This is a genomic window from Serratia sp. Res13-Sevr-LER1-36-b (assembly GCF_015673035.1).
Taxonomy (GTDB): Bacteria; Pseudomonadota; Gammaproteobacteria; order Enterobacterales; family Enterobacteriaceae; genus Chania; species Chania fonticola_C.
The window spans coordinates 52,395-76,740 of sequence record NZ_JADACK010000006.1; the positions used below are offsets into that span (position 1 = coordinate 52,395).

24 protein-coding genes are annotated in these 24,346 nt (G+C 54.5%); 5 read left to right on the forward strand and 19 right to left on the reverse strand.

The window, feature by feature from the left end; translation table 11 throughout:
- Positions 1-96: 96 nt before the first annotated feature.
- The 4 genes from IMQ33_RS05960 to IMQ33_RS26090 all read right to left on the reverse strand — a co-directional run bounded on the left by IMQ33_RS05960 (position 97) and on the right by IMQ33_RS26090 (position 5,264).
- A complete protein-coding gene (locus IMQ33_RS05960) occupies positions 97-1,713 on the reverse strand; it encodes an Ig-like domain-containing protein (protein ID WP_196062689.1) in 1,617 nt (538 codons plus the stop codon).
- Between the two features lie 76 nt (positions 1,714-1,789).
- A complete protein-coding gene (locus tag IMQ33_RS05965) occupies positions 1,790-2,488 on the reverse strand; it encodes a ZirU family protein (RefSeq protein WP_226906485.1) in 699 nt (232 codons plus the stop codon).
- An 82-nt stretch (positions 2,489-2,570) separates the two neighbouring features.
- Complete coding sequence (locus IMQ33_RS26085; protein ID WP_370572904.1) at positions 2,571-4,121, reverse strand: ZirU family protein; 1,551 nt, start codon at positions 4,119-4,121, stop codon at positions 2,571-2,573.
- Positions 4,122-4,145: 24 nt separating this feature from the next.
- Positions 4,146-5,264 (reverse strand): inverse autotransporter beta domain-containing protein, encoded by a 1,119-nt coding sequence (locus IMQ33_RS26090; RefSeq protein WP_370572906.1) that lies wholly within the window; start codon positions 5,262-5,264, stop codon positions 4,146-4,148.
- Between the two features lie 367 nt (positions 5,265-5,631).
- On the opposite strand from IMQ33_RS26090, the gene yfcG reads away from it, so the two are divergent.
- The 3 genes from yfcG (at position 5,632) to IMQ33_RS05985 (ending at position 7,729) form a co-directional block, all read left to right on the forward strand.
- Entirely contained in the window at positions 5,632-6,261 is a 630-nt protein-coding gene (gene yfcG, locus IMQ33_RS05975) for a GSH-dependent disulfide bond oxidoreductase (RefSeq protein WP_024485205.1), read from the forward strand.
- 157 nt (positions 6,262-6,418) lie between these two features.
- Entirely contained in the window at positions 6,419-6,796 is a 378-nt protein-coding gene (folX, locus tag IMQ33_RS05980; RefSeq protein ID WP_021178565.1) for a dihydroneopterin triphosphate 2'-epimerase, read from the forward strand.
- Positions 6,797-6,823: 27 nt separating this feature from the next.
- Positions 6,824-7,729, forward strand: coding sequence for a TIGR01777 family oxidoreductase (locus IMQ33_RS05985; protein WP_024485206.1), 906 nt, complete (start codon positions 6,824-6,826; stop codon positions 7,727-7,729).
- 212 nt (positions 7,730-7,941) lie between these two features.
- Here the strand turns inward: IMQ33_RS05985 and hisP are convergent, their stop codons facing one another.
- The 14 genes from hisP to pdxB form a co-directional block, all read right to left on the reverse strand.
- Positions 7,942-8,715, reverse strand: coding sequence for a histidine ABC transporter ATP-binding protein HisP (gene hisP, locus IMQ33_RS05990; RefSeq protein WP_065683078.1), 774 nt, complete (start codon positions 8,713-8,715; stop codon positions 7,942-7,944).
- A 16-nt stretch (positions 8,716-8,731) separates the two neighbouring features.
- Positions 8,732-9,439 carry an ABC transporter permease gene (locus tag IMQ33_RS05995; protein ID WP_098930344.1) on the reverse strand — a complete coding sequence of 236 codons (708 nt, stop codon included), beginning with the start codon at positions 9,437-9,439 and terminating at the stop codon, positions 8,732-8,734.
- Positions 9,436-10,122: a histidine ABC transporter permease HisQ gene (locus tag IMQ33_RS06000; protein WP_024530663.1), complete on the reverse strand. Its 687-nt coding sequence runs from the start codon at positions 10,120-10,122 to the stop codon at positions 9,436-9,438. Before IMQ33_RS06000 ends, IMQ33_RS05995 begins: the two co-directional genes overlap by 4 nt.
- A gap of 96 nt (positions 10,123-10,218) precedes the next feature.
- Positions 10,219-11,001, reverse strand: coding sequence for a histidine ABC transporter substrate-binding protein HisJ (hisJ, locus tag IMQ33_RS06005; RefSeq protein ID WP_024485210.1), 783 nt, complete (start codon positions 10,999-11,001; stop codon positions 10,219-10,221).
- A 297-nt stretch (positions 11,002-11,298) separates the two neighbouring features.
- A complete protein-coding gene (locus IMQ33_RS06010; protein WP_024530661.1) occupies positions 11,299-11,871 on the reverse strand; it encodes a UbiX family flavin prenyltransferase in 573 nt (190 codons plus the stop codon).
- 148 nt (positions 11,872-12,019) lie between these two features.
- Positions 12,020-13,537 carry an amidophosphoribosyltransferase gene (purF, locus tag IMQ33_RS06015; protein WP_021178572.1) on the reverse strand — a complete coding sequence of 506 codons (1,518 nt, stop codon included), beginning with the start codon at positions 13,535-13,537 and terminating at the stop codon, positions 12,020-12,022.
- Between the two features lie 21 nt (positions 13,538-13,558).
- On the reverse strand, positions 13,559-14,059 hold the full coding sequence (gene cvpA, locus IMQ33_RS06020; protein ID WP_024485212.1) for a colicin V production protein: 501 nt from the start codon (positions 14,057-14,059) through the stop codon (positions 13,559-13,561).
- Between the two features lie 580 nt (positions 14,060-14,639).
- Positions 14,640-15,383 (reverse strand): cell division protein DedD, encoded by a 744-nt coding sequence (gene dedD / locus IMQ33_RS06025; RefSeq protein WP_065683077.1) that lies wholly within the window; start codon positions 15,381-15,383, stop codon positions 14,640-14,642.
- Complete coding sequence (gene folC / locus IMQ33_RS06030; RefSeq protein ID WP_065683076.1) at positions 15,384-16,649, reverse strand: bifunctional tetrahydrofolate synthase/dihydrofolate synthase; 1,266 nt, start codon at positions 16,647-16,649, stop codon at positions 15,384-15,386.
- 155 nt (positions 16,650-16,804) lie between these two features.
- Positions 16,805-17,713: an acetyl-CoA carboxylase, carboxyltransferase subunit beta gene (gene accD, locus IMQ33_RS06035; protein ID WP_021178576.1), complete on the reverse strand. Its 909-nt coding sequence runs from the start codon at positions 17,711-17,713 to the stop codon at positions 16,805-16,807.
- A 231-nt stretch (positions 17,714-17,944) separates the two neighbouring features.
- Complete coding sequence (locus IMQ33_RS06040) at positions 17,945-18,607, reverse strand: DedA family protein (RefSeq protein ID WP_186530707.1); 663 nt, start codon at positions 18,605-18,607, stop codon at positions 17,945-17,947.
- Between the two features lie 80 nt (positions 18,608-18,687).
- Positions 18,688-19,509, reverse strand: a complete 822-nt coding sequence (gene truA / locus IMQ33_RS06045) for a tRNA pseudouridine(38-40) synthase TruA (protein ID WP_065683075.1) — start codon at positions 19,507-19,509, stop codon at positions 18,688-18,690.
- Entirely contained in the window at positions 19,509-20,519 is a 1,011-nt protein-coding gene (locus tag IMQ33_RS06050) for an aspartate-semialdehyde dehydrogenase (protein ID WP_065683074.1), read from the reverse strand. The genes truA and IMQ33_RS06050 overlap by 1 nt, the downstream gene beginning before the upstream one ends.
- Positions 20,520-20,622: 103 nt before the next feature.
- Complete coding sequence (pdxB, locus tag IMQ33_RS06055) at positions 20,623-21,744, reverse strand: 4-phosphoerythronate dehydrogenase PdxB (RefSeq protein WP_196062690.1); 1,122 nt, start codon at positions 21,742-21,744, stop codon at positions 20,623-20,625.
- A 214-nt stretch (positions 21,745-21,958) separates the two neighbouring features.
- Between pdxB and IMQ33_RS06060 the strand changes: the two genes are divergently transcribed.
- Positions 21,959-22,540: a common pilus major fimbrillin subunit EcpA gene (locus tag IMQ33_RS06060; protein ID WP_065683072.1), complete on the forward strand. Its 582-nt coding sequence runs from the start codon at positions 21,959-21,961 to the stop codon at positions 22,538-22,540.
- 16 nt (positions 22,541-22,556) lie between these two features.
- Here the strand turns inward: IMQ33_RS06060 and IMQ33_RS06065 are convergent, their stop codons facing one another.
- A complete protein-coding gene (locus tag IMQ33_RS06065; RefSeq protein WP_024485605.1) occupies positions 22,557-23,330 on the reverse strand; it encodes a helix-turn-helix domain-containing protein in 774 nt (257 codons plus the stop codon).
- A gap of 108 nt (positions 23,331-23,438) precedes the next feature.
- Between IMQ33_RS06065 and IMQ33_RS06070 the strand changes: the two genes are divergently transcribed.
- Positions 23,439-24,332 carry a DMT family transporter gene (locus tag IMQ33_RS06070; protein ID WP_098930337.1) on the forward strand — a complete coding sequence of 298 codons (894 nt, stop codon included), beginning with the start codon at positions 23,439-23,441 and terminating at the stop codon, positions 24,330-24,332.
- Positions 24,333-24,346 lie beyond the last annotated feature (14 nt).

The window sequence follows — 24,346 nt, forward strand, 5'->3', positions numbered from 1 at the left end:
TCAGGCTAGTTCAAAAGTACAAGCTATCATAGCTATCGATGACTGTCCTACCCTTTTAAGCTTCCTATAGGGTTATGGCTGCCTTTGCCACATTCGCTATAGAGAGGTTGAGCAAGTCACATAGGTTACGCCGTCTAACGGGAAACTGAATAAATTACCGTTCCCCAGGTAAACATAATGCCGTTCGTTACCGGCAGCGGTAAGCTCCCTCACCCAATAGTTACCCGCAAACCAACCGTTAGAGTATCGACTCATGCTGCCCCATTCATTCCATAATCTGGCATTGGCATCCCGGTTGGCCCCGGTCTGGGCTATCGGGGTTCGGTCTGTCATCTCACTATAGCTCGGCACCGCGTAGCCGCCCCCTTGGGAACTGCACCAAGCGGCAGCCTCACTGACCCCCATAAGGAAGTAGCTATTATTTCTGAACCAGCGGTTGACGGTGAATTGATAGGTTAACGTTGAGCCATTGCCTGTATGTTCGGCCGTAATGGTGACCCGATTATTAGCCGATGTAGGTTCTTGATTAAATCTCACATTACCGCTGCTATCCACGCTGGCCCAGCTCTGATCGCTACTCCAGCTATAGGAACTGTTCCCGGTAGGATCCTCGCCAACCACCAACTGAAACTCCGCACCGGTAAAGCCTGTTTTAGGGAAGCCATCATCAGCCGAGAATGAGGCGCCGTTGGCCAAGATATGTGTCATCTGCACGTCAGCAAAAAACGCAACGTTAACGGTAGCTGAAACACCATTGGCGGTGGTGGCCGTGACATCACTATTGACGGCAGTGTCACTGGTCAGGGCTATTTTCACCTCACCGTTGCTGTCCGTCACGCCACTGATCGCCAGCAGCGTTACGCCGTTGGTCGCGGTGAAGTTAACCGTTTCACCCTCAATACTGTTGCCATGGCGGTCTTCGACATAGACCAGCACATTATTATCGTCGATGCCATTGGCCCGCGCATTGTCCTGGGTGACTTCCGCATGCACAACCTCCACCGGGCCAGCAACAAACAGCGTATTGACCGACTGAGCATCATCATCAATCCTGGCCGTTACCTGAGTGTTACCGGCGATCACATTCGTCACATAAGCCGTTGCCTCGCCCTCAATTCCCGTTTGCGCACTGGCCGAGATCGCGCCCATATTATCGGCATCGAAAAGTACCGTTGCACCCACGACAGGCGTGCCATCCAGATATTGAACGGTAACATGTACGGTGTTCACCGACAGACCATCGGCAACCGCACCCAGGGGAGACTCGGCCCATACCAGGCTGGAAAGCATCCGCTGCCACTTGATATTGATAGGGCTAGGTAGCTGAACCGGCAGTCCTTCACTTGGAATGGTAATATCGGGGTTGGTTTGAGGGGTTACGATCACGTTCAACGCACTGCCCGCCAGGATGTTACTGAGCTCCAGAGTATAACTGGGGCTGGTTGCCCCATTAATGGCAGCACCGTCCAACGTCCACTGGTAGGTCGTTCCCTGCTCCGCATCGCCATCAACATCATTGAAGGAGGATGTCACGGTAATCACCTCCCCGGCCCGCGGCTTGACGTTGTCTACCGAGAGCGTGGTGGTCGGTGGCCGTCCGTGGACTGGCTGGGTAGATTGCTGGACAGCCTGCACCATCTGGCTCATCACGACGATCAGAACCAGTAATATCCTGAATACAAAAATCTTAAAGATATTATTGCGATGCAACATCCAGCGTATCCATCATACTGATTTGTTAAACCAACTGGCCCAGGCACGCCTGAAGCATGCCTGGGCTGACTCTTTATTATTGAGCCGCAGGGTTGCTGACAACTACCTGAACTCTCAGTCTCTGGTCTGTCCGTACAGGGGTGTAGGTGCTGCTGGTTGCCCCGCTTATGTTGCTGTAAGTATTTGTGCCCTGGCCAGTTTCAAGCTGCCACTGGTAGGTCACGCCATTACAGGTCCCCCCCGCACAGGTTGCTGTCGCAGTCAAAGTAGAGTCAACCTGTGGATAGCCACCAACGTCACCGGTCACCGTCACGCCGGTGACTGTCCCACCAGCAATAACTGTCAAGGTATTGGAGGGAACCACTAAACCCACAGCCGGATCGGTAATGGCCGGGTCGGTGTGCGGAGTCACTAACACGGTTATGGCTTTGCCCAAGTCTCCGGCAACAATGGTGTAGGTATTACTGGTCGCCCCTGCAATATCTGCACCATCTGCCTGCCATTGGTAGGTCTCCGGTATCGCCGTATCACCATCCGCATCGCTGAACGCCCCTGCGGTACCGATACTCAAGGTATCGCCGATGTCGATCAAGCCGTTGCCGCTGGCATTGTCAGAAACGATGGTACTCTGCGTCACTACCGGGGCCCGCCCTCTTACGGTGGATGTCGGGCTGGAGGTCACCGCCGACCAGGCAGAACCGACTATCAGCATACTGAGCAACATTCCCGATAGCAGAGACACCAGCCCTCTGCGTGAGCCAATCTTGTTGTTCATTGTTTTCTTTCCTCTGCTGTACTCAAAATCAATGTTTGAATCACCTTCCAGGCCAGCCTGGAATAATGATAAAACCCCGGTCTTAATGCGATACCACTCGAATAGCCCGTTTCTGTAAGTTTGCTGTCACCGTCAATGTTTCTGAGGTTGCACCAGGAATTGCGACAAAGACCCCCGAACCTGCAGATGACTCCACTTCCCACTGATAATTCATTGGTATTCCGTTACACAAGGCAATTGAACACATTGCAACGGCCAGGAGGTTATCCCCAACGACAGGATGCCCAGTCAGCTCGGTGCCGTTGCTGTATATCAACAATTTGGCCGGTGTTTCTGGCACAAAAGAGATCTCTGTACTTGCCAGGTAGTCACCAATAGAGGCGGTAACGGTGGTGACTCCGGCATTAACATTGGCTAGCTTCACCGTCACCTGCCCCTCATTATCTGTTCTGGCCGCTGGGGACAGGACCGTCGCACCATTGTCTACCTCAAACTCCACTGCGGTAGCATCGATAGGATTGCCATGGCTATCGGTTACCCTTGCTTCAACCTTATTAACATCAACGCCATTAGCGTATGCATGATCGCTAATCACCATCAGCTCAATGGTCGCAGTACCGCGATCGGCGGTGAGCACCACGTCGTGCGACTTCATCTCCACGGCAGCACCATTGACTGTAGGAACTACGGTTACCGTGCCTGCGACTGTTCCACTCAGTTTGGCACTGTACACGCCGTTATTTTCCGTTACCGCGCTCAGAGTAACCTCGGGAATACCCGTAACCTCAAAGGCCACCGTTAACCCGTTAATCGGCTGGTGATTGATATCCTGGGCAGTAAAGTCCAACGTACTGGTCTGTAAACCATCAGCAATAATTTCTGCCGGTTCGACGCTAAAAAGGGAGTTTTCCGGGCTCAGTACCTGACTACTTGCGATTAAATTAACTTTAGCTGAAGCCAGAGAGATATCATTAATGGTTGGAGCAATAATAGCCTCTCCCTGGGAGAACCCTGCCGTTAACTGATAGGTGTAGACCCCCGGTGCGGTCTCGGTAACGGCACTCAACAGCGGGTTACTGATAGGCTGAGCGGCCCCCGTATTCGGTGTAAAATGCAAATCCGCAGTCAGTTGGTCCCCCACTCCCTGAACCGGCAAATTGTTAAGGTCTTTTAAATTCAAGGTAATCATGCTTTTGGCAACGCCATCAGCAGGTATTTCGGCCGGGGAAGCCTGAATGCTGGAATTGACTATGCTGACATTTTGTTGGGTGACAACGATCTGCGTGGTACTACGGTTTGAAGCATTGCCCTGATTATCATAAGCCACGGCAGCTAACGTATAATTATTATTGCCTGCCATAAATGGGGGTAATTTTATCGAAATGCTTTGTGAGGACGTTTGTACTACCATCCCCCCGGCTGCCACTAACGATGCGCTATCCCAATCGATGCGTTCAAGCCCATATTTCGCCGCCACCTGCGCATCCACTTTGATCGTTTCAAAGGCACTTCCGGTCATTTGATCCGGCAATGCCAATTGGATTAACGTCTGTTTCTGGTACTCCAGCACTATCTGGTTATTACGCTCCACCAGATCATAACGGCTACCGGCCAGCGTACGGCTTGCTGCCACCGCAGAGGGATCAATTTGCGCCTGTCAGGATTCCCCCAGACGGTAGTTCAGTTGCATACTGATGCTGGTATCGTTACGGCTACCTTTACCGGCACGGTGCTCTGCTCCGATAGTGATCAGGGGGATAGGCGTATAGGTGATCCCCGCGGTGATCGCATAGGGATTTTTCTGCCGGTCATCCTTGCCAAACAATGCCACTTCGTCACCCCGGTACTGCTCAAACATCAACTTTCCGCCCAACTGAGGATAAGCGGGCAAATAAGCCTCTGCCCGCAGATCATAGCCGTTGGCAGGGCGCTCATTGTAATCGGCAAAATCCCGGGATTGATGCCAATCGGTGAGAGCCAGATAGCTGTTAGCTGACAGCTTCAGGTAATCCGTCCAGGCTTCAACACCAAAGCCGACGCGGTTGTTCTTACCCGTCATGTCACGATCATAAAAGGCGTTAACCCCATACATCCAATTGTCTTGCACAGTCCGAACGCCTGCCCCGAGATTGACGGTGTTGCGGCTGTCTTTATTTCTCATCCCTAACTGGCTAAATAAAAGCGATTTCTTGTCATCATAAAGCGGGACCAGAAGATCTACCGAGCTCCCTTCCAGGCTAAAGTCATCATTAAGATTAAGTTGAACGCGCGCCGTACCATACGAACTCAGCCAATGCTGTGCCGAATCATTGATTTCACCCACCACCATCGAACGCGCCATACCAGCCGCTGCCAACGGGGTGTTATCATCGGCTAACAGCGTGGTCCCCTTTAACAGGCCATGTGCCAGCCTCTCATTATGTTGAGGAGGGGGCACCTCTGGGGAAGCTTCTGTTTGCTGGCTTTTTAAGCGTAATGATGCTGCAGTCGGGATATCAATTTCATCGCCGCTCCCCAGTTGATTAAACGGCTTTGAGAATGAGCGAAACTGATTAACCTTTTTTAATTCATCCAGCGTAATATGCTGTTTTTTGGCAACACTATAGACTGTTTCACCTACTGACAAGGTATATGGCTCAGTTTCATACGGCGTAACAGGCTTGGTTAGAGGCGCTGGGGCAAGCATTTTTGCTATTACTGGGGCAAAGGAAAGGCTCAACGGCAATAACAGTTGCAAGGTAATATTAATCCACACAACAAGAGGTTTGAATGCCACGGAGGAAAACTCCAACGGGATATCAGTTAGAGTAGTCGGGCTTTAATTCTTTCACAAATGGGAGGAGGCATTGAACAACACTCTGCTGACTTCAAGCGGAGGCACGCTCCCGTCATCAGCGGTTGTTGAACCAGTCTAGCGTGGCTAACTCTGCTGGTTAGTGCCTTCATACGCCCTCTCCATCTGCGATACTCCGCATGACCAAAGCCTGGATCGAACATCACGCTATCGTATAAGCTGTAACGGTACCCTCTGCATCCGCAATAGGGCCGGATTGATAAATCCCATGCGGATGCTCGCATAGCCTCAAACGAACCAACCGATCTATGCTCATCTTATCTTGATGTTTTATAAGGAGTATTATCATATGATTGATCTGTATTACGCACCGACTCCCAATGGGCACAAAATTACCCTGCTTTTGGAGGAGGTTGGTTTACCTTATCGTATCCATCGCGTAAATATCAGTGCTGGCGATCAATTCGCACCAGCGTTTCTGGCCATTTCTCCCAACAACAAAATCCCGGCCATAGTTGATCAACAACCCGTTGACGGTGGGGCACCCATCAGCCTGTTTGAATCGGGTGAGATCCTGCTCTATCTGGCAGAGAAAACCGGCAAGCTGCTCAGCAAAGGGGTTCGCGAGCGGGCAGCAACGCTACAGTGGTTATTTTGGCAGGTCGCCGGATTTGGGCCGATGCTCGGGCAAAATCATCACTTCAACCACTATGCACCGCAGCCTGTCCCCTACGCGATAGAACGCTACCAGCAGGAAACCAAACGCCTGTATGGCGTACTGGAAACCGAGTTGCAACGGCACCCTTACCTGGGCGGCGACAACTACAGCATTGCCGATATTGCGACTTATCCCTGGGTAGTGTCTCATCCGCGCCAGCGCATCGATCTGGCGGATTATCCGGCGGTACGCAACTGGTTTGAACGCATCCGCAACCGCCCGGCAACGGAACGCGCCTACAAATTGGCAGATCAAGCCTAACGCTGCCCTCCCCCTCTCTTGCATCGTGTCCACATCGGAGAGGGGAAACCGGTGTGATCTCCCCCGCGTTGCTCTCTTTAAGCGTCTGGCTACATTATCTTTTCTTCACTTTCCGTGTATTCTGAGTACAAACAATCAGACCTCCGGAGAATCTCTGATGCCATGCCAGCAACCCGATGCCATTATCCGTATTAAAAACCTGCGGTTACGCACCTTCATCGGTATCAAGGAAGAAGAAATCAACAACCGTCAGGACGTTCTGATCAACGTGGCGATCCACTACCCGGCAGACAAGGCGCGTAACAGCGAAGACATTAGCGACGCCCTCAACTATCGCACCATCACCAAGGCGATCATCCGCCATATCGAAGACAACCGCTTCGCGCTGTTGGAAAAATTAACTCAGGATGTGCTCGACATAGTGAAACAACATCCATGGGTAACCTATGCTGAAGTAGAGATAGATAAATTGCTGGCCCTACGTTATGCCGACTCGGTTTCCATGACCATGAGTTACCGACGGGAAACCGCTTAGCACTCACCCCTACCAGGGAGGCCGACCATGAAGATCCTGATTACCGGCGCAACCGGGTTGATCGGCAGTAGCCTGACCAGGCAACTGCTGCACCTTTCGCATGAGCTCACCCTGTTGACGCGAAACGTCGCCAAGGCACGGGATAAGTTCGGCGATCGGCTCAGCTACTGGGCTTCGCTTGATGAGCAACGTTCTCTGGACGGCTTTGATGCCGTGATCAACCTGGCGGGTGAGCCAATTGCGGACAAACGCTGGAGCAAGGCGCAGAAAGAACTGCTGTGCCGCAGCCGTTGGGATTTGACCGAACGACTAGCCACGCTGATCGCCGCCAGCAATACGCCACCTTCGGTACTGATTTCCGGCTCAGCGGTCGGTTATTACGGCGATCAGGGCCAGGCGGTGGTAACGGAAGAAGAACCCCCGCACGATGAATTTACTCACCAACTGTGCCAACGCTGGGAGGCTCTGGCCCTACGGGCGCAAAGTAGCTACACGCGCGTTTGCCTGCTGCGTACCGGCGTTGTCTTGTCGCCCAAAGGGGGAGCGCTGGCGAAAATGCTACCGCCATTCCGTATGGGCTTAGGCGGGCCGATCGGCAATGGCCGCCAGTATCTGCCCTGGATCCATATCGACGATATGGTCAATGCCATCATTTACCTGTTGGACAATCCTCCGCTGCGTGGGCCCTTCAATATGGTGGCACCTTATCCGGTGCATAATGAACAGTTCACCGCCACCCTGGCCAAGGTGCTGGATCGTCCAGCATTTTTGCGTGCGCCAGCCTTTGCCATGCGGTTACTGATGGGGGAAGCGGCGGTGTTGGTATTAGGTGGGCAACGGGCGGTGCCGAGGCGGTTGGAAGAGGCGGGATTTGTTTTCCGTTTCTTTGAGCTGGAACAGGCGCTGGATGATGTGATCAATCAGCAGGCTTGATGACCTCTCCCACAGGGAGAGGTCATCACAGCATACTCGATCGACCCCTTGTCCAAAATACATCTACCTTTTGACACCTCTTTTGTAGAGGGAAAATTTATCACCCTAAGTTGGTGCCCAAGATCATTAAGCCAAATCAATCACGGCATTTGCAGCCCACTCGATCGGTTCCCTCTCCCTGTGGGAGAGGGTTAGGGTGAGGGGCAAAATACCTACTTAAGCGCCCCAGAAAGGAACTGCTGCAAACGCGCGCTCTTAGGGTTACCAAACAACTCCGCAGGCGGCCCCTGCTCTTCAATCAGCCCCTGATGCAGGAAAATAACGTGGCTGGAGACATGGCGCGCAAACTCCATTTCGTGCGTCACTACCACCATGGTTTTCCCCTCTTCTGCCAATTTCTGCATAATGCGCAGCACTTCGCCCACCAGTTCAGGATCGAGCGCCGAAGTCGGTTCGTCGAACAGCAGCACTTCCGGCTCCATTGCCAACGCCCGGGCAATAGAAACGCGTTGCTGTTGCCCGCCGGAGAGGTGCACCGGGTATTTGATTTGCGCCCGAGCATCGATGCCGACCTTATCCAGATAGCGCACCGCCCGTTCGCGCGCCTCGGCTTTGCTCAGCCCCAATACCTGGATTGGCGCCTCCATCACGTTCTCCAACACCGTCATGTGGCTCCACAGGTTGAAATGCTGGAACACCATGGTCAGGCGGGTACGCAGGAGCTGCAGCTGTTTCTTGTCAAAGACTCTAAGTTGGCCATCCTTGTCGCGCACCATGCGAATATTTTCATTATTCAGGCTGATGGTGCCTTCGCTGGGCTTTTCCAGGAAGTTGATGCAACGCAGAAAGGTACTTTTACCGGAGCCGGAAGAACCGATAATGCTAATCACATCGCCCGCATTGGCCGCCAGGGAGACCCCTTTCAGTACTTCATGGTCACCATAACGCTTGTGCAGTTCGGTGACGGCTAATTTTTGTTCAGGCATGGTGGATCCCCGTCATTCATCGATGAGTTACGTGTGCCATCCAGCGTTTTTCTGCCCTGCGGAACAGGCTGATCAACGTATAGGAGATAATCAGATACAGCACGGCCGCAATGCCAAAGGCATAAAACGGCTGGTAGGTCGCCGCGTTGATATCGCGGGCCACCTTCAACAGGTCCGGTACCGTGGCGGTAAAGGCCAGTGCGGTCGAATGCAGCATCAGAATAACTTCATTGCTGTACGCCGGTAGTGCCGAGCGCAGCGCCGAAGGCAAAATAATGCAGCGATACAGTTTAAAGCTGGAAAACCCATAGGCCCTGGCCGCTTCAATTTCCCCATGCGGCACCGAACGAATGGCCCCAGCGAAAATCTCGGTGGTATAGGCACAGGTATTCAGCGTTAGTGCCAAAATGGTGCAGTTTAATCCGCTGCGGAAAAACGCATTGAGCAGTTCGGTACCCCGCACGATTTCCAGGCTGTACATACCGGAATAAAACACCAACAGTTGTACGTACAGCGGCGTACCGCGGAAAACATAGGTGTACAGCCACACCGGGTAGCGAACCCAACGGGTGGAAGAAACCCGAGCTACCGCCATCGGGATAGCCATCAGCCCGCCCATGACCACCGAGGAGATCAGCAGCCACAGGGTCACCGCCACACCGGTATAGCGATAGCCATCGGTCCACAGCAGTTGCTGCCAATACTGATGCAGGATATCGATCATAGTTCGGCCCTTTTGACGCCCAGTGAATAACGCCGCTCAAGCCACAGCAACACGCCGTTGGAAATCGTGGTGAACAACAGATACACCAAGCCTGCGACAATGGCATAGAAGAAAGGCTGATAGGTGCCCTTTCCTGCCAGCTGCGTGGCCTTTACCAGATCGTTGAGTCCAAGAATGGAGACCAAGGCCGTCGCCTTGAGGATCACCTGCCAGTTATTGCCGATGCCGGGTAACGCAAAGCGCATCATGGCCGGAAACAGAATGCGACGGAAAATCTGCGCGTTGGAAAAACCGAAGGCGGTAGCCGCCTCGATCTGACCACGAGGCACCGCCAGGTAGGCTCCCCGGAAGGTTTCGGTAAAATAGGCTCCGTAGATAAAGCCCAGGGTAATAATGCCCGCCCCCAGCGGATCGATATCAATCTGTGAGAAGCCAAAAAACTCCGTCACGCTGTTGAGGGCAATTTGCAGACCGTAGAAGATCAACAGCATCAACACCAGGTCCGGCACACCACGGATCAAGGTGGTGTAGGCACCAAAGATCGTGGAAATAACAGGGTTTTGCGAAAGTTTACCGCCAGCGCCGATCAAACCAATCACCACCGCCAGCAATACGGAGCTGAGGGCCAGCTCCAGCGTCACCAGAGCCCCCTCAAATATCAGTTGGGAGTAACCTTGTAGCATTTACGTCACCCTGTCGTCATTGAGCACGTCATGACACTCCAGCCAGAACAGGCCCGGAAAACCGGGCCTGTTGTCATAGAGAGTACCCGACAGGAATTAGCCGCCGTAAACGTCAAAGTCGAAGTATTTTTTCGCGAACTTATCGTAGGTGCCGTCTTTGCGCATTTCGGCAAAGGCTTTGTCCAGTGCCGCTTTCAGCTCGGTTTCATCCTTGCGCAGGCCCATACCGGTGCCGACACCAAAGAATTTATCGTCCTTCACCGACTCACCGGCAAACTCGTACTCTTTGCCTGGAGGCTGCTTCAGGAACCCTTCGCTCGCGGCAACTTCATCCTGAAATGCTGCATCAATACGCCCGGAAGCCAGATCCGCATACACCAGATCCTGATTCTGGTAAGGCACCACGGTCACGCCTTTTGGCTGCCAGTTGGCGTTAGCAAAAGCTTCCTGGGTGGTACCCTGCAATACGCCGATGCTTTTGCCCTTCAGCGCATCGACGGTTGGCAGGATCTTGGAGCCTTTTGGTGCGATCAGGCGAGAGTTGGCCGCAAACAGCTTGTCGGTAAAGGCAATTTCCTGCTGGCGTTTTTCGGTAATGGACAGAGAAGAGATGATAGCGTCGATTTTCTTCGCTTTCAGGGAGGGGATCAGCGCATCAAAATCGCTTTCCACAAAAATACACTTGGTATTGATGCGTTTGCACAGCTCGGTGGCCAGATCGATATCGAAGCCAACCAGTTGACCCTGCGCATTTTTCGACTCAAACGGCGCATAGGTGGGATCGGTACCGATTTTCAGCGTGGAAGGTAATGCGGCGAATGCACTGCTAACCGCGCTCAAAGCCAAAACTAAAGGGAGAACTTTAACAAGCTTTTTCATAATTACCCTCAAATGGATATTTTTGCCGATGCCACTACGGGCATTACTTTCATCACACACAGGATCTGCAGTAATCATGCCACTTTGTCATTAGCGAGCGTGGGGAACGGCCACGCTCTGTTCAAAGCTCTTCCCAGAGGCAACGAACGACAAAATGAACGGCAAACTCGGGCTTCGCCATGGTTAACCTACAAGTTACTGAAACAGAGTGCATGGGGAAGCAGGATCATTATGATGCATCAATCGCACTAAATCAGTGCGATGTTGCACAAATGTATAAATTTGAGGGTGAATTAGTTAATTAACGCCTTGCCAACGCGTGAAGAGATCTTGCGGCAGTTCGATGTCAAACTGGTCGATAACCCGATTAACGGTCTGATCGATAATATCATCAACGGTTTGCGGACGATGGTAGAAGGCCGGCACCGGCGGCATAATCACCGCCCCCATCTCCGCTGCCTGGGTCATCAGCCGCAGATGGCCCAGGTGCAACGGCGTTTCACGCACGCAGAGCACCAATGGCCGACGCTCTTTGAGCACCACATCGGCGGCGCGAGTCAGCAGCCCATCGCTGTAACTGTTGACGATGCCAGATAACGTTTTGATTGAGCATGGCAAAATCACCATCCCCATGGTTTTGAACGATCCGGAGGAAATGCTGGCGGCAATATCACGCGCATCGTGCACCACATCGGCCAAGGCCTGAACGTCACGCAGGCTCAGAGAGGTCTCCAACGCCAGCGTCTGGCGTGCCGCGTTGCTCATTACCAAGTGGGTTTCCACCTCTTCTACACCACGCAGCACCTGCAATAAGCGCACGCCGTAGATAGCGCCGCTGGCGCCGGAAATACCGATAATGAGTCTTTTCATCAAGCTGGCCTTTGTCGGGAAATATGCCGTAAGGATAGCCGAATAGGGGCAGGTTTGGCAGCAAACCTTCGTAGATTCAAGGTGGGAATAAAACAATGCACCGTAACCAACGCTACGGTGCACCGTTTTGGTGAGCTACGCGGGCGCGTTAGCCCTCGTTATGCATTTCCAGATTTTCTGCTTCCGTCTGGCCGCGCAACGCTTTGGCATCGTCATTACGCAGCGTTTCCAGATATTCCAGATAGCTCTGGTCAACGTCTTTGGTCACGTAGATGCCGTTAAACACCGAGCATTCGAACTGGGCGATGTCCGGGTTCTCTTCGCGTACAGCGGCAATCAGGTCATCCAGATCCTGGAAAATCAGGCCGTCGGCACCAATAATCTGGCGGATTTCGTCCACTTCACGGCCATGGGCAATCAGCTCCGTCGCGCTCGGCATATCGATACCGTACACGTTAGGGAAGCGGATCTCCGGGGCGGCAGAAGCCAGATAAACCCGTTTGGCCCCGGCGTCACGCGCCATCTCCACGATCTGCTCTGAAGTGGTACCACGCACGATGGAGTCATCAACCAGCAGCACGTTCTTATCGCGGAATTCGGCACGATTGGCGTTCAGCTTGCGGCGTACCGACTTACGGCGAGCCTGCTGGCCCGGCATGATGAAGGTGCGGCCAACATAGCGATTTTTGACGAAACCCTGGCGATACGGCTTATCCAGAATACGGGCAATCTCCAGCGCGATATCGCAAGAGGTTTCCGGGATCGGGATCACCACGTCGATATCCAGATCTTCCCATTCGCGCGCAATCTTCTCACCCAATTTCTGCCCCATACGCACACGGGCGCTGTAGACGGAGATCTTGTCCATAAAGGAGTCAGGACGGGCAAAATAGACATACTCGAACAGGCAAGGGTTGGTTTTTGGGTTCTCAGCGCACTGGCGAGTGAACAGCTGGCCTTTTTCGGTGATATACACCGCTTCGCCCGGCGCTACGTCGCGCAGGAAGTCGAAGCCCAAGGTATCCAGCGCCACGCTCTCAGAAGCCACCATGTACTCACAGCGGCCATCTTCCAGCTCACGTTTGCCGATCACCAGTGGGCGAATGCCGTTGGGATCGCGGAACGCCACCAGACCGTGGCCAATGATCATGGCCACGCAGGCATAAGCGCCACGCAGCTGCTGATGCATCGCGGCAACGGCGGTAAAAATGTTGTCGGACTCCAGTGGATAATGCGGGAAACGGTCAAGCTCGGTGGCCAGTACGTTCAGCAGGATCTCGGAATCGGAAGTGGTGTTGACATGACGACGGCCACGTTCAAACAGCTGTTGGCGCAGTTCGTGGGCGTTGGTCAGGTTGCCGTTGTGTGCCAGCGTAATGCCGAACGGCGAGTTGACATAGAAAGGTTGAGCTTCTGAAGCGCTGGAGCTGCCAGCCGTTGGGTAACGCACATGGCCAATGCCCATGTTGCCCTGCAGGCGCAGCATATGGCGGGCTTCAAATACATCTTTCACCAGACCATTTGCCTTGCGCAGGCGGAACCCATTATGGGCATCAATAGTGACGATGCCAGCGGCATCCTGTCCACGATGCTGGAGCACCATCAATGCATCATAAATCGACTGGTTTACCGGCATAAAACCGGCGATACCGACAATACCGCACATGTTGTCTTTTCCTCTAAGCCGCTACCGCCCCGGTAATTGGGTTGGTAGGAAACTCGACGTGCTTTGCAGATAGTCAAAGAACCATCTGATGATGTAACTGAACTGGGGGATCAACTGTGACTGTTTCCAGTCCGCACTTTGCGACAGGGTGGTAAAGGTATCCAGGAAGAACAGTATCGCCGCTACGATCAACACGCCGCGCAGTGCGCCGAAACACACGCCCAGCACCCGATCGGTGCCCGATAATCCGGTTTTCTCTACCAGTGACCCAATCACATAGTTAACGATAGCGCCCACAATCAGCGTTGCAATAAACAAAATGGCAATCGCAATGCCGTTACGTACCAGCTCATCTTCAAAACGGGTGAAGTAGGCTGCAAGGTATGGGTAGAAATGGCTGGCAACAAAGAACGCACATCCCCATGTCACAAGTGACAATGCTTCGCGAACAAAACCTCGGATCAGGCTCACCAGAGCCGAAAATCCAATCAACGCTATAATGACGTAATCAATCCAGACCATGAACTATTCCAATGATGAATCGCCCCTGCATCCAATCGCGGCGAATTCTAACAGAAAAAGAAAACGTTTGCGTAGCGGATTTCCCACCACGCAACAAATAAAAAACGGCGATGTTACCCTATCGATTTCAAGCTGCAGCCAGGCGACAAGCTATCTCATCCTCAGGGGCTTACGTTTGGTAAGTGACTGGGGTGAGATAGCGCAGGTAACAACGCTGCAGATTGAAAGACGACGGGTATTAAAATTGCTAATCGCCGCGCCTACTTAGGTCATCAGGCCTGTGAAAGGCACATTTTTAGTGGTGATTTGGCAATCCTCCTCCTTGAGCACAGTGGCCCCTCACCCTAACCCTCTCCCACAGGGAGAGGGGATCGTCCGAGTCGCGGTTAGCTGCTGTGACACTACTCAGTTCCCTCTTGATATTTAACAAGGGCATAGGAAAAACTACTGGCTTATACCCTATGGATTTCGAGTTGCAGCTAGGCGACAAGCTACCTCATCCCCAGGAGCTTACTTTAGTAAGTGACTGGGGTGAGATAGCGCAGGTAACAACGCTGCAGCTTGAAAGACGACGGGTATATCAACGCGCGCTATACGCCTTCACCTGCCCGCTTAACCCACTGATCCCATTCAGCTCCGCCAGCGAAGCCTGCAGTTTCTGCTTCGAGGCATCTGGGCCAACGTAGATGCGGGTAATTTCCCCCTGCACCGGCGTGGAGGGCACGGTATAAGCCCGGTGCCCAGACAGGCGCAGCGAAGCGACGATCTCATTGACCTTGGCAGCATTCTTCAACGCCCCCAACTGCACCACATATGCCTGACCAGCCGGTGCCTTTTCTTCAACCGCAGGTTTGGTTTCAGGCTTCGGCTCTGGTTTCACTTCCGGTTTTGGCTCTACCTTTGGCGGTGTTGGCACCGGCTTAGGTTTCACTTCCACTGGCTTCACCTCTACCGGTTTAGGTTCCACAGGCTTAGGTTTCGTTGGCTGAACCGGTTTGGTTTCGATAGGTGGCGGAGCAACAACCGCAGACTGCTGTGGTTGAGTCGTTTGATTAGCCGCCTGCTGGGCGGAAGCCTCGGCGGCGGCCTGCTGCTGCTCAACCAAAGCACCAGCCCCCTCCGGTGGAACCGAAGGTAGCGCCTGATTGGCCGGTGGGATCACGTCGATTTCATGAGCATCCCCCGGTTTGGGCACCAACGGGATCGCCGCAAACTCATCCTCATAATGCTTTTTTTTGCCGTCAAGTAACCCCGGCAGGACAATCACCCCCAGGGCAACCAAAATCACGGTTCCAACCAGTCGATTCTGAAATTTACTTGCCACTCACACTCCCCGCCTCTCGTCTAACGCCGCCATCACGTGGGCAACAGTGTGGAAAGACCCACAGACGATCACAATATCCTGAATATCCGCGTCCTGCATAGCCTGACGCCAGGCAGTTTCGACATCGGCAAACTTGCGTGGTTCCGTTAAATACTGTGCCAGCAGCTCAACGCTGGCTCCGCGTGGGCCTTCCAGCGGCGCACAATACCACTCGTCCACCTGCTCGCTCAGGCAGGCCAGCGTACCGGCAATATCCTTGTCCGACAGCATCCCCACCACCGCGCGTACTACACCGCCATTGCGGGGAAGCTTCGCCAGTCGCCCAGCCAGATAGGCCGCAGCATGAGGGTTGTGGGCAACGTCCAGGATCAACTGCGGGTTCTGCTGCACGGTCTGAAAACGCCCTGGCAAAGCGGCCTGCTGTAGACCGGCAAAAATCGCCTTCTCGTCGATTTCCAGCGCCGAATAGTGCAGCGCAGCCAATGCCGTCGCCGCGTTCGCCAAGGGGACGTTAGGCATAGGGAGGTCGGTCAGGCGTGTGCCGCCCCCTTCCCATTGCCAGCGTTCGCCCTGTTCGCTGAACGACCAGGCTTCATCACGGCGGTACAGTTGAGCGTTGAGATCTTCCGCTACCTGCTGGATGCTATGTGGCATATCCGGCTCACCGACCACGGCGGGCTTGCCGCCACGGAATATCCCCGCCTTCTCGCGGCCGATGCTTTCACGATCGTGGCCTAGCCAGTCGGTGTGATCCAACGCAATGCTGGTCACCACGGCGACGCTTGGCTCAACGATATTGGTCGCGTCCAGACGCCCACCCAGGCCTACTTCCAGGATCACTACGTCGAGCCTGGCCTGTTTAAACAGCTGTAGCGCCGAAAGGGTGCCAAATTCGAAATAGGTCAGCGAGGTTTCCCCCCTGCCAGCTTCAATCGCGGCAAAAGAGCGGCTGTGTTCAGCCTCACTCAGCTCTTCACCCTGTATGCGCACCCGTTCAGTATAACGCACCAGATGCGGTGAACTGTAAACCCCGACCCGCAGCCCGGCAGCCAGCAAAATGGCCTCTAACGTGCGGCAGGTGGTGCCTTTGCCGTTAGTACCGGCAACGGTAAATACAGTAGGAGCAGGAGTGAGAAGGTCAAGGTGCGCCGCAACGTGTTGCACACGCTCCAGGCCGAGTTCGATCGCCTGGCTATGCAGACGTTCCAGATAGTAAAGCCACGAGCTCAATGGCGACGTGGCTTGGGGAATTTGGTGGTTTTGCATGAGTCCCATCACTGACTTTGGGTTCATAAATCCGTAAGACGCATCGCCCTGACGACGTCAAAAGCGATGCTCTTCGTTTCCCGCCGCAACTTAGCCACAAAATGGCGGCGGAACCCGGCGCAGGCTTGCACCTATACCGGGTCTTTGTCTGCTCTTCAGGCGTCGGCCTGATTTTCCTGAGCGATGACCGGCGCCGCCTCATCGAAATGCGGCTGCGGCTGGTTAGTCAGCTTGGAAAGAATGCTGGCCAGGGTCTGACGCATCACCGGACGGCGCACGATCATGTCGATGGCGCCCTTTTCAATCAGGAACTCGCTGCGCTGGAAGCCCGGCGGCAGTTTTTCACGTACGGTTTGTTCGATAACCCGTGGGCCGGCAAAGCCGATCAGCGCTTTTGGCTCGGCAATGTTGATATCGCCCAGCATCGCCAGGCTGGCGGATACGCCACCCATGGTTGGATCGGTCAGTACCGAAATATACGGCAGGCCACGCTCTTGCAGCTTGGCCAACGCGGCGCTGGTTTTCGCCATCTGCATCAGCGACATCAGCGCTTCCTGCATACGCGCACCGCCACTGGCAGAGAAGCACACCAGCGGGCAGTTATCTTCCAACGCCTGCTCAACCGCACGCACAAAGCGCGCACCGACCACGGAAGACATCGAACCACCGATAAAGGCGAATTCGAAGGAGGCCGCGACGATCGGCATGCCATACAGCGTGCCCTTCATCACCACCAACGCGTCTTTCTCGCCGGTTGCTTTCTGTGCGGCAACCAGACGATCTTTGTACTTTTTGGAATCCTTGAACTTCAGAACGTCTTTCGGCTCCAGTTCACTGCCCAGTTCCACTTCACTGCCCTCATCCAGCAAGGTATGCAGACGCATACGGGCTGACATGCGCATGTGGTGGTCGCACTTGGGGCAGACCTCAAGGTTACGCTCCAGTTCGGCACGGTAAAGAACCTGACCACAGCTATCGCATTTGGTCCAGACCCCTTCAGGAATGCTCACCTTACGGGTTTGCGTAACATTGCTTTTGTTGAGAATTCGTTCAATCCAGCTCATCGATGACCTTTCTGTTTGAACCTGGCAGACCCTAGTCCGCTGTTCATGCCTTAACAATCCTCCCGCAACACACCCAATGCAAAAATGCCGAGCTCAGCGCAACAGCTGCGCTACCAAGGCATTGGCTTCAGGGTCGTTCGCGGGAACAGACCATAAATGTCGCTCATTAAACCATATCGGCCCGATTGTGTGGACAAAAAACTGGTCGAACCGACGGGTTAAGCGGTGTTTTTACTGTTTTTGTTGGCGGGCAGCCGCACGTTTATGGCGCCAGATTTCAATAATGCCCGGCAGAATTGAAACCAGGATGATGCCAACAATCAACAACTTCAAGTTTTCCTGCACGATCGGCAAGTCGCCAAACAGGTAGCCAGCATAAGTGAACAGCAGCACCCAAAGTAGCGCACCAATCACGTTATAGGCAGCAAAGTGGCGATAGGACATATGCCCCATACCGGCCACGAACGGCGCAAAGGTGCGCACGATCGGCACAAATCGCGCCAGAATAATGGTTTTTCCGCCGTGTTTCTCGTAGAACTGGTGGGTTTTATCCAGATAGCTACGACGGAAAACTTTCGAGTTCGGGTTGCTGAACAGCTTTTCGCCGAACAGCCGACCAATAGTGTAGTTGACGGCATCGCCAATCACCGCCGCAATCACCATCAACGCCACCATGGTATGCACGTTGAGATCGTTGGAAGGCAACGCGGCCAGCGCACCGGCGACAAACAGCAGAGAATCCCCCGGCAGGAACGGCGTAACCACCAGCCCGGTTTCACAAAACAGGATCAGGAACAGAATACCGTAAACCCACATACCGTATTGCGCGACCAGTTCTGCCAAGTGCACATCAATATGCAAAATAAAATCAATCAGAAACTTGATGATGTCCATAAACACTCTCAATTGACCGGGTGTCTCTCTCACCCGGCGTTGGCACCAGTAAATAACGTATTAATCTGCCAGCCTGCCAGTTAATCGTCGGCTAAAAACAGCGGCCCCATCGGTGGCCGGGGTAAGGCAAACGACTCTGGATAATCAACCGCGACCAGATACAGGCCTTCAGCCCGTGCGGTGGCGGCTGCCAGGCTGCGATCTTTGAGCGCCAACAGCTCGCCCATCCAGCTTTCATCCTGATTGCCACAGCCAATCTCCATCAGGCTGCCAACAATGTTGCGCACCATATGATGGACAAAGGCGTTGGCCTTTATATCTACCACGATATATTCGCCATAGCGCGAAACCTTAACGTGTTTTACGTTTCGCCACGGCGTACGTGACTGGCATTGCACCGCCCGGAATGAGGTAAAGTCGTTTTCCCCCAACAAAGCCTGCGCGGCACGATGCATGCGATCGGCGTCCAGCGGATGATAAAAGTGCGTCACCCCCTGCTGCAAAACCGCCGGGCGATAGCGGTGATTATAAATAATGTAGCGATAACGCCGCGCGGTGGCGCTGAAGCGGGCATGAAAATCGCTGCTGACCTCTTTGACCCAGCGTACCGCGATATCCGGCGGCAAATGGCTATTCACCCCCATCGTCCAGGCGGCGTCTTTACGCTGTGCGGCGGTTTCGAAATGCACCACCTGACCGGTGGCATGCACTCCGGCATCGGTTCGCCCGGCGCAGAATACGCCAATCGGCGCATCCGCCACCTTGCTTAACGCTTTTTCGAGACAAGCCTGGACGCTGGTAACCTCTTGCTGACGCTGCCAGCCGTAATAACGGCTGCCGTCATACTCAATCCCCAGCGCAATTTTCAGCATTGGCTGGGTTGGCAACTCCACCTCGGACATCAGTACATCTGCTCCTGCAACAGCCGTTCAGCGGTTTCGATCGCCATCAACGCGCCGCCAAAGCGCACGTTATCGGCCACCGACCAGAACTGCAGCATCTCGGGGATACCATAATCATTGCGCAGACAGCCAATGCTCAGCATATCGCTGCCGGAGGCTTCGGTAACCTGAGTTGGATAATCGTCTTCTTCGCTCAGTTGGATATCTTCAGCTTGCTCCAGCTCGTGGCGAGCTTCTTCTGCCGCGATTGGGCGCAGCGCTTCCAGATGCACCACTTGTGCGTGGCCGTAGAAGACCGGCGACTGAACGCAGCTCACCGAAATCGGCAGCCCTTCATCCTGCAACACTTTACGCACCTGATCGACGATCAGACGCTCTTCGCGCACGCTGCCCTGCTCATCGGTCATCAATGGCAGCAGGTTAAACGCCAACTGCTTGGCAAACACGCCCGGCTCTGCGGGGATACCGTTCAGCAGACGCGCGCTCTGACCGGCCAGATCGTCCACCGCGACCTTACCGCGTGCCGATACCGACATCATGGTGGTGACGTGCAAGCGAGAAAGCCCGGCCTGCTCAGTCAGCGGCTTAATCGCCGTCAACAGTTGGCTCACCATGCTGTCGGCCACCGCCACGATATTGCGGTTGCGGTAATCCGCCAGCACCTGCGGGTTAACGCCAGGCACCACCAACGGCACGTCCGGCTCCAAGGCAAAATAGCCGCTGGTGTCGATCACCAGGCAGCCCATGTTGCCCGCATCATCAGCGTAACGGGCCGCAGCTTCGCTACCGGCAACAAAAAACGCCAGTTGCGCCTGCGACCAGTCGAATTCTTCTACGTTTTCCACCAGCAAGGATTTGCCGTTGAAACGCACCGTCGCACCAGCACTGCGCTCGCTGGCTAAAGGAAAGAGTTCACCCACCGGGAACTGGCGTTCCTGTAGCAATTCCAGCAACGCTTCACCTACTGCGCCAGTGGCACCGAGCACAGCGATATTCCAGCCGTCAGACATTGGGTTTCTCCAGAGTATTTGATTCAAATGCAAACGGGCGATGCAGTCACCGCCCGATAAACTTTACCGCCAATTGCCTTAAGGCAACCTTATGCTCGCCCTGTTACAGAACGCCGAAGCCCAGTTTGTGCAGCAGTTCCGCACTGGCGCTGTCATTACACTGCACCCGCAGTGAAGACCACTCTCGGCGTTCCTGATAATGCTTGCGTAGTCGATCGAACTCACCCGGCAGCCCGGCAACTTGCCGCAGCGGCGCATCATCGCGGCGCACATCATACACCAAGTGCATCAATCGTTTTAACTTGCCTTCGTCCAGCGGCCCATTGAGACGGATTTCGCTGAACTCTGGCACCGGCAGCAGCGAGGCCAGCTCAATAGCTTGCGGCTGCCCAAGATGCTGAGCAAAGGCTTCAAACACCTGCGTGGTGCCGCGCGCTTTACCTTCCAGCGTGTAACCGGCGATATGGGCGGTACCGATATCCACCCGATCCAGCAACGGCACGCTGAGATCCGGCTCCGGCTCCCACACGTCCAGTACCGTACTCAATCGCTTACCCCGCTCTAACACGTTAAGCAACGCGGCGTTATGTACCACGGCACCCCGACAGGCGTTGATCAGAATGCGATCGTCGGGCAAAGCATCCAGCAGATCCGCGTTGGCCAGATGCAGCGATTTATACGGGCCAGTCTTGTTCAACGGGGTATGGAACGTCAGCACGTCGGCCTCTGCCACCAGCTTTTCCAACGGCCAGAATTCGCCGCTGTCCCCACGATCGGCGCGTGGTGGATCGCACAACAGAGTACGCACGCCCAAGGCTTTCAGGCGAGCATCCAACCGAGAGCCAACGTTACCCACCCCCACGATCCCAACGGTTTTATCGCGCAAAGAGAAGCCATCGCGCTCCGCCAACAGCATTAATGACGACAGCACATACTCCACCACCGCAATGGCATTACAACCAGGGGCAGCCGAGAAACCAATCCCTGCCTGCTGCAACCACGCCTCGTCCACATGGTCGGTCCCCGCCGTCGCGGTGCCAACAAAACCGATCTTGGAGCCAGCCAACAGCTCCTGATTCACTTTGGTCACCGAGCGCACCATCAAGGCGTCGGCTCCGGCCAGCGCATCGGTTGGGATCGGGCGGCCAGGCACGGCCTGTACTTCCCCCAAGCGGCTAAATAGATCCACCGCATAGGGCATATTTTCATCAACCAGTATCTTCACGTCACTCTCCGACGGGTATAGGTAAGCAGTAACTACAAAATAGTGTGCCACCGAATGGCTTGGAAACCCAAGCTTGTTATGCCCGGTGAAATAACGATGTTTTTCTTCTAAGCTTTATTGAGTTCTTTCCGATAATTATCACGCAAGGAGGCGAACCCTCGCGTTAGCGACCGGCTAACGGGCAGAAACAAATCGAAAATCAAGGGCGTTAACCATGAAAAAAGCGACACTTGTTCTGGCGATCGTTGCAACACTCACAGCCGTTGGTAGTGCCCAGGCTGAAAACGTGACTTCACAAGCATTGGCCACCTGGCCTGCGATAGCGGTGAAAGACTCCGCCAGCCAATTGGTCGTTACGCCCATTGGCAGCCTTTATTTCCAATATGCTGAGGGCGTCAAGCGCTTCAACAGCCAGCAAGGCGCGTTCGACGTGGCTCTCGAAGGCGAAGGAACCGCGATTAAACTGACCGCCAAACTGGTTTCCAATACCCTGACTCAGTTAGGCACTTCCGGTTCTACCCTGGAAGTGGGGGTTAAACACCACGGCGCTGCGATAACAAAAACCGCTCAAACCATCCTGATTGATACTTCTGCCGGTAGGTCAGGCGGTAACCTGAGTAAACTTGCCAACGCCGACAAGCAGCCTGGCCGCCAGGGTGCTCAAGACCACTTCGATTTCACTATCATCGGCGCGACGGCTGATGGCACGACCCCAGTGACCGACTTCAGCACCTTGCCAGCGGGTACCTGGAGTGGTGATGTGAACGTTCGGTTCGACGTAACCTGGGCCAGTTGATGTCGTGTTGGGATTGTCATGCCCGGCGGAAACGTTCTGGCGTGGTGCCGGCGATCTGCTGGAACATCACAATAAACGCGGAAGCCGAGCTGTAGCCCACATCCAGCGCCACATCCTGCACGGTTTTCCCCTGTTCGAGCAGTGAGAGCGCATGTAAAAAGCGCAGGCGCTGCCGCCACTCGCTAAACGACATGCCCAGTTCCTGCTGGCAACGGCGCGAAAGCGTCCGTTCAGTGGTATACACCTTGCTGGCCCACACCGCCAATGAGGTGTTATCCGCCGGGCAACGTTCCAACGCCTGTAACACTGGCCCCAAAAACTTGTCTTGCGAGGTCGGCAGATAGGTCTGTTGGACCGGGGAAATCCGCAGTTGGTCGATCAGCACCCGGCAAAGACGCAGATCCTCCTCGCTAGTGGGCTCCAGCATTTTGCGCCCCAGACAATCTTCAACAATGGCGCTGAACACCGGCGAGACGTTGATCAAACAGGCCTCTTCTGGCAATCCGGCGCACAAGGATTTGGCGATATTGATGGTGCGGAACAGTACCGGTTTGCGGTTATGGCTGGAATGTTCCATCCCCGGCGGCAACCAGACGGCAAACTCCGGCGGGGCCAAAAAGCGCTGCCCGGCAATATTCAGTGCGATCACCCCGGTTTTGACGCAAATCAGCTGCCCCCAGTCGTGGCTGTGCGGCAGATATTCAGTATCTGCATTGGTTTCTTCGCAGCGGAAAAACAGCGTGCGCGGAGCAGCAACGTCTGCGGTGGGATAATTACGGGTTTCGGCCATGATGAAGTTGTCTTGATTTCGCGAAATGCTGTCTGATTTTGACTATATATAATAAACCGGACACGGGTAGACTAGCCAGCATGTTATTCGTTGTTGAGAATTATTATCATGAACGTGCTCTTTCCCCTGCTGGCGGTGCTGATCTGGTCGATTAACGCCGTAGTCAGTAAAGTATCGGCAACCGCCATCGATCCGGCGGCCATCTCCTTCTATCGCTGGGCATTGGCGCTGATCGTGCTCACCCCTTTCGTGCTACCAGGAGCGATCCGCAATTGGCCAGCCATTCGCGCCAACTGGTGGAAACTAATGATCCTAGGCCTGCTGGGGATGGTGCTCTATCAAAGCCTGGCCTATTACGCCGCACATAGCGTCAGCGCGCTATTTATGGGCATCCTCAACTCCCTGATCCCACTGCTGACTGTGTTAATCGGCATCTTTGTCCTACGCGTTGCCCCCACCGTGGGTATCGCACTGGGTAGCATCCTGTCTCTGGGCGGGCTGGTGTGGCTGGTTAGCGCGGGGCAACCGGGTCTGCTGCTGCAACACGGCATCGGCAAAGGCGAGCTGATGATGTTCGCCGCTTCGGCCTCCTACGCCCTATACGGCGTGTTGACCAAACGCTGGGCGATCCCATTACCCAACTGGCAGTCGCTGTATGTGCAGATTGTGTTTGGCGTGGTACTGCTGTTGCCGAACTTCCTGATGGCACAGGATGTACAGCTTACCAGCCAGAACATCCCACTGGTGCTGTTTGCCGGTATCCCTGCTTCGATTGCCGCGCCGTTCCTGTGGATCCAAGGGGTGATGCGCCTGGGAGCGAATAAGGCGTCGATCTTTATGAACCTGGCACCGGTGTTCACCGCGATAATTGCGGTTCTGTTCCTGCATGAACAGTTGCATAGCTACCATCTGATTGGTGGCGGTGTCGCTCTGCTGGGGGTGATCCTGTCACAGCGCCTGCGCACGCCGTTAGGGCGTAGAAAAAGCACCGTAACACCGTAATCACCGGCCCCTCA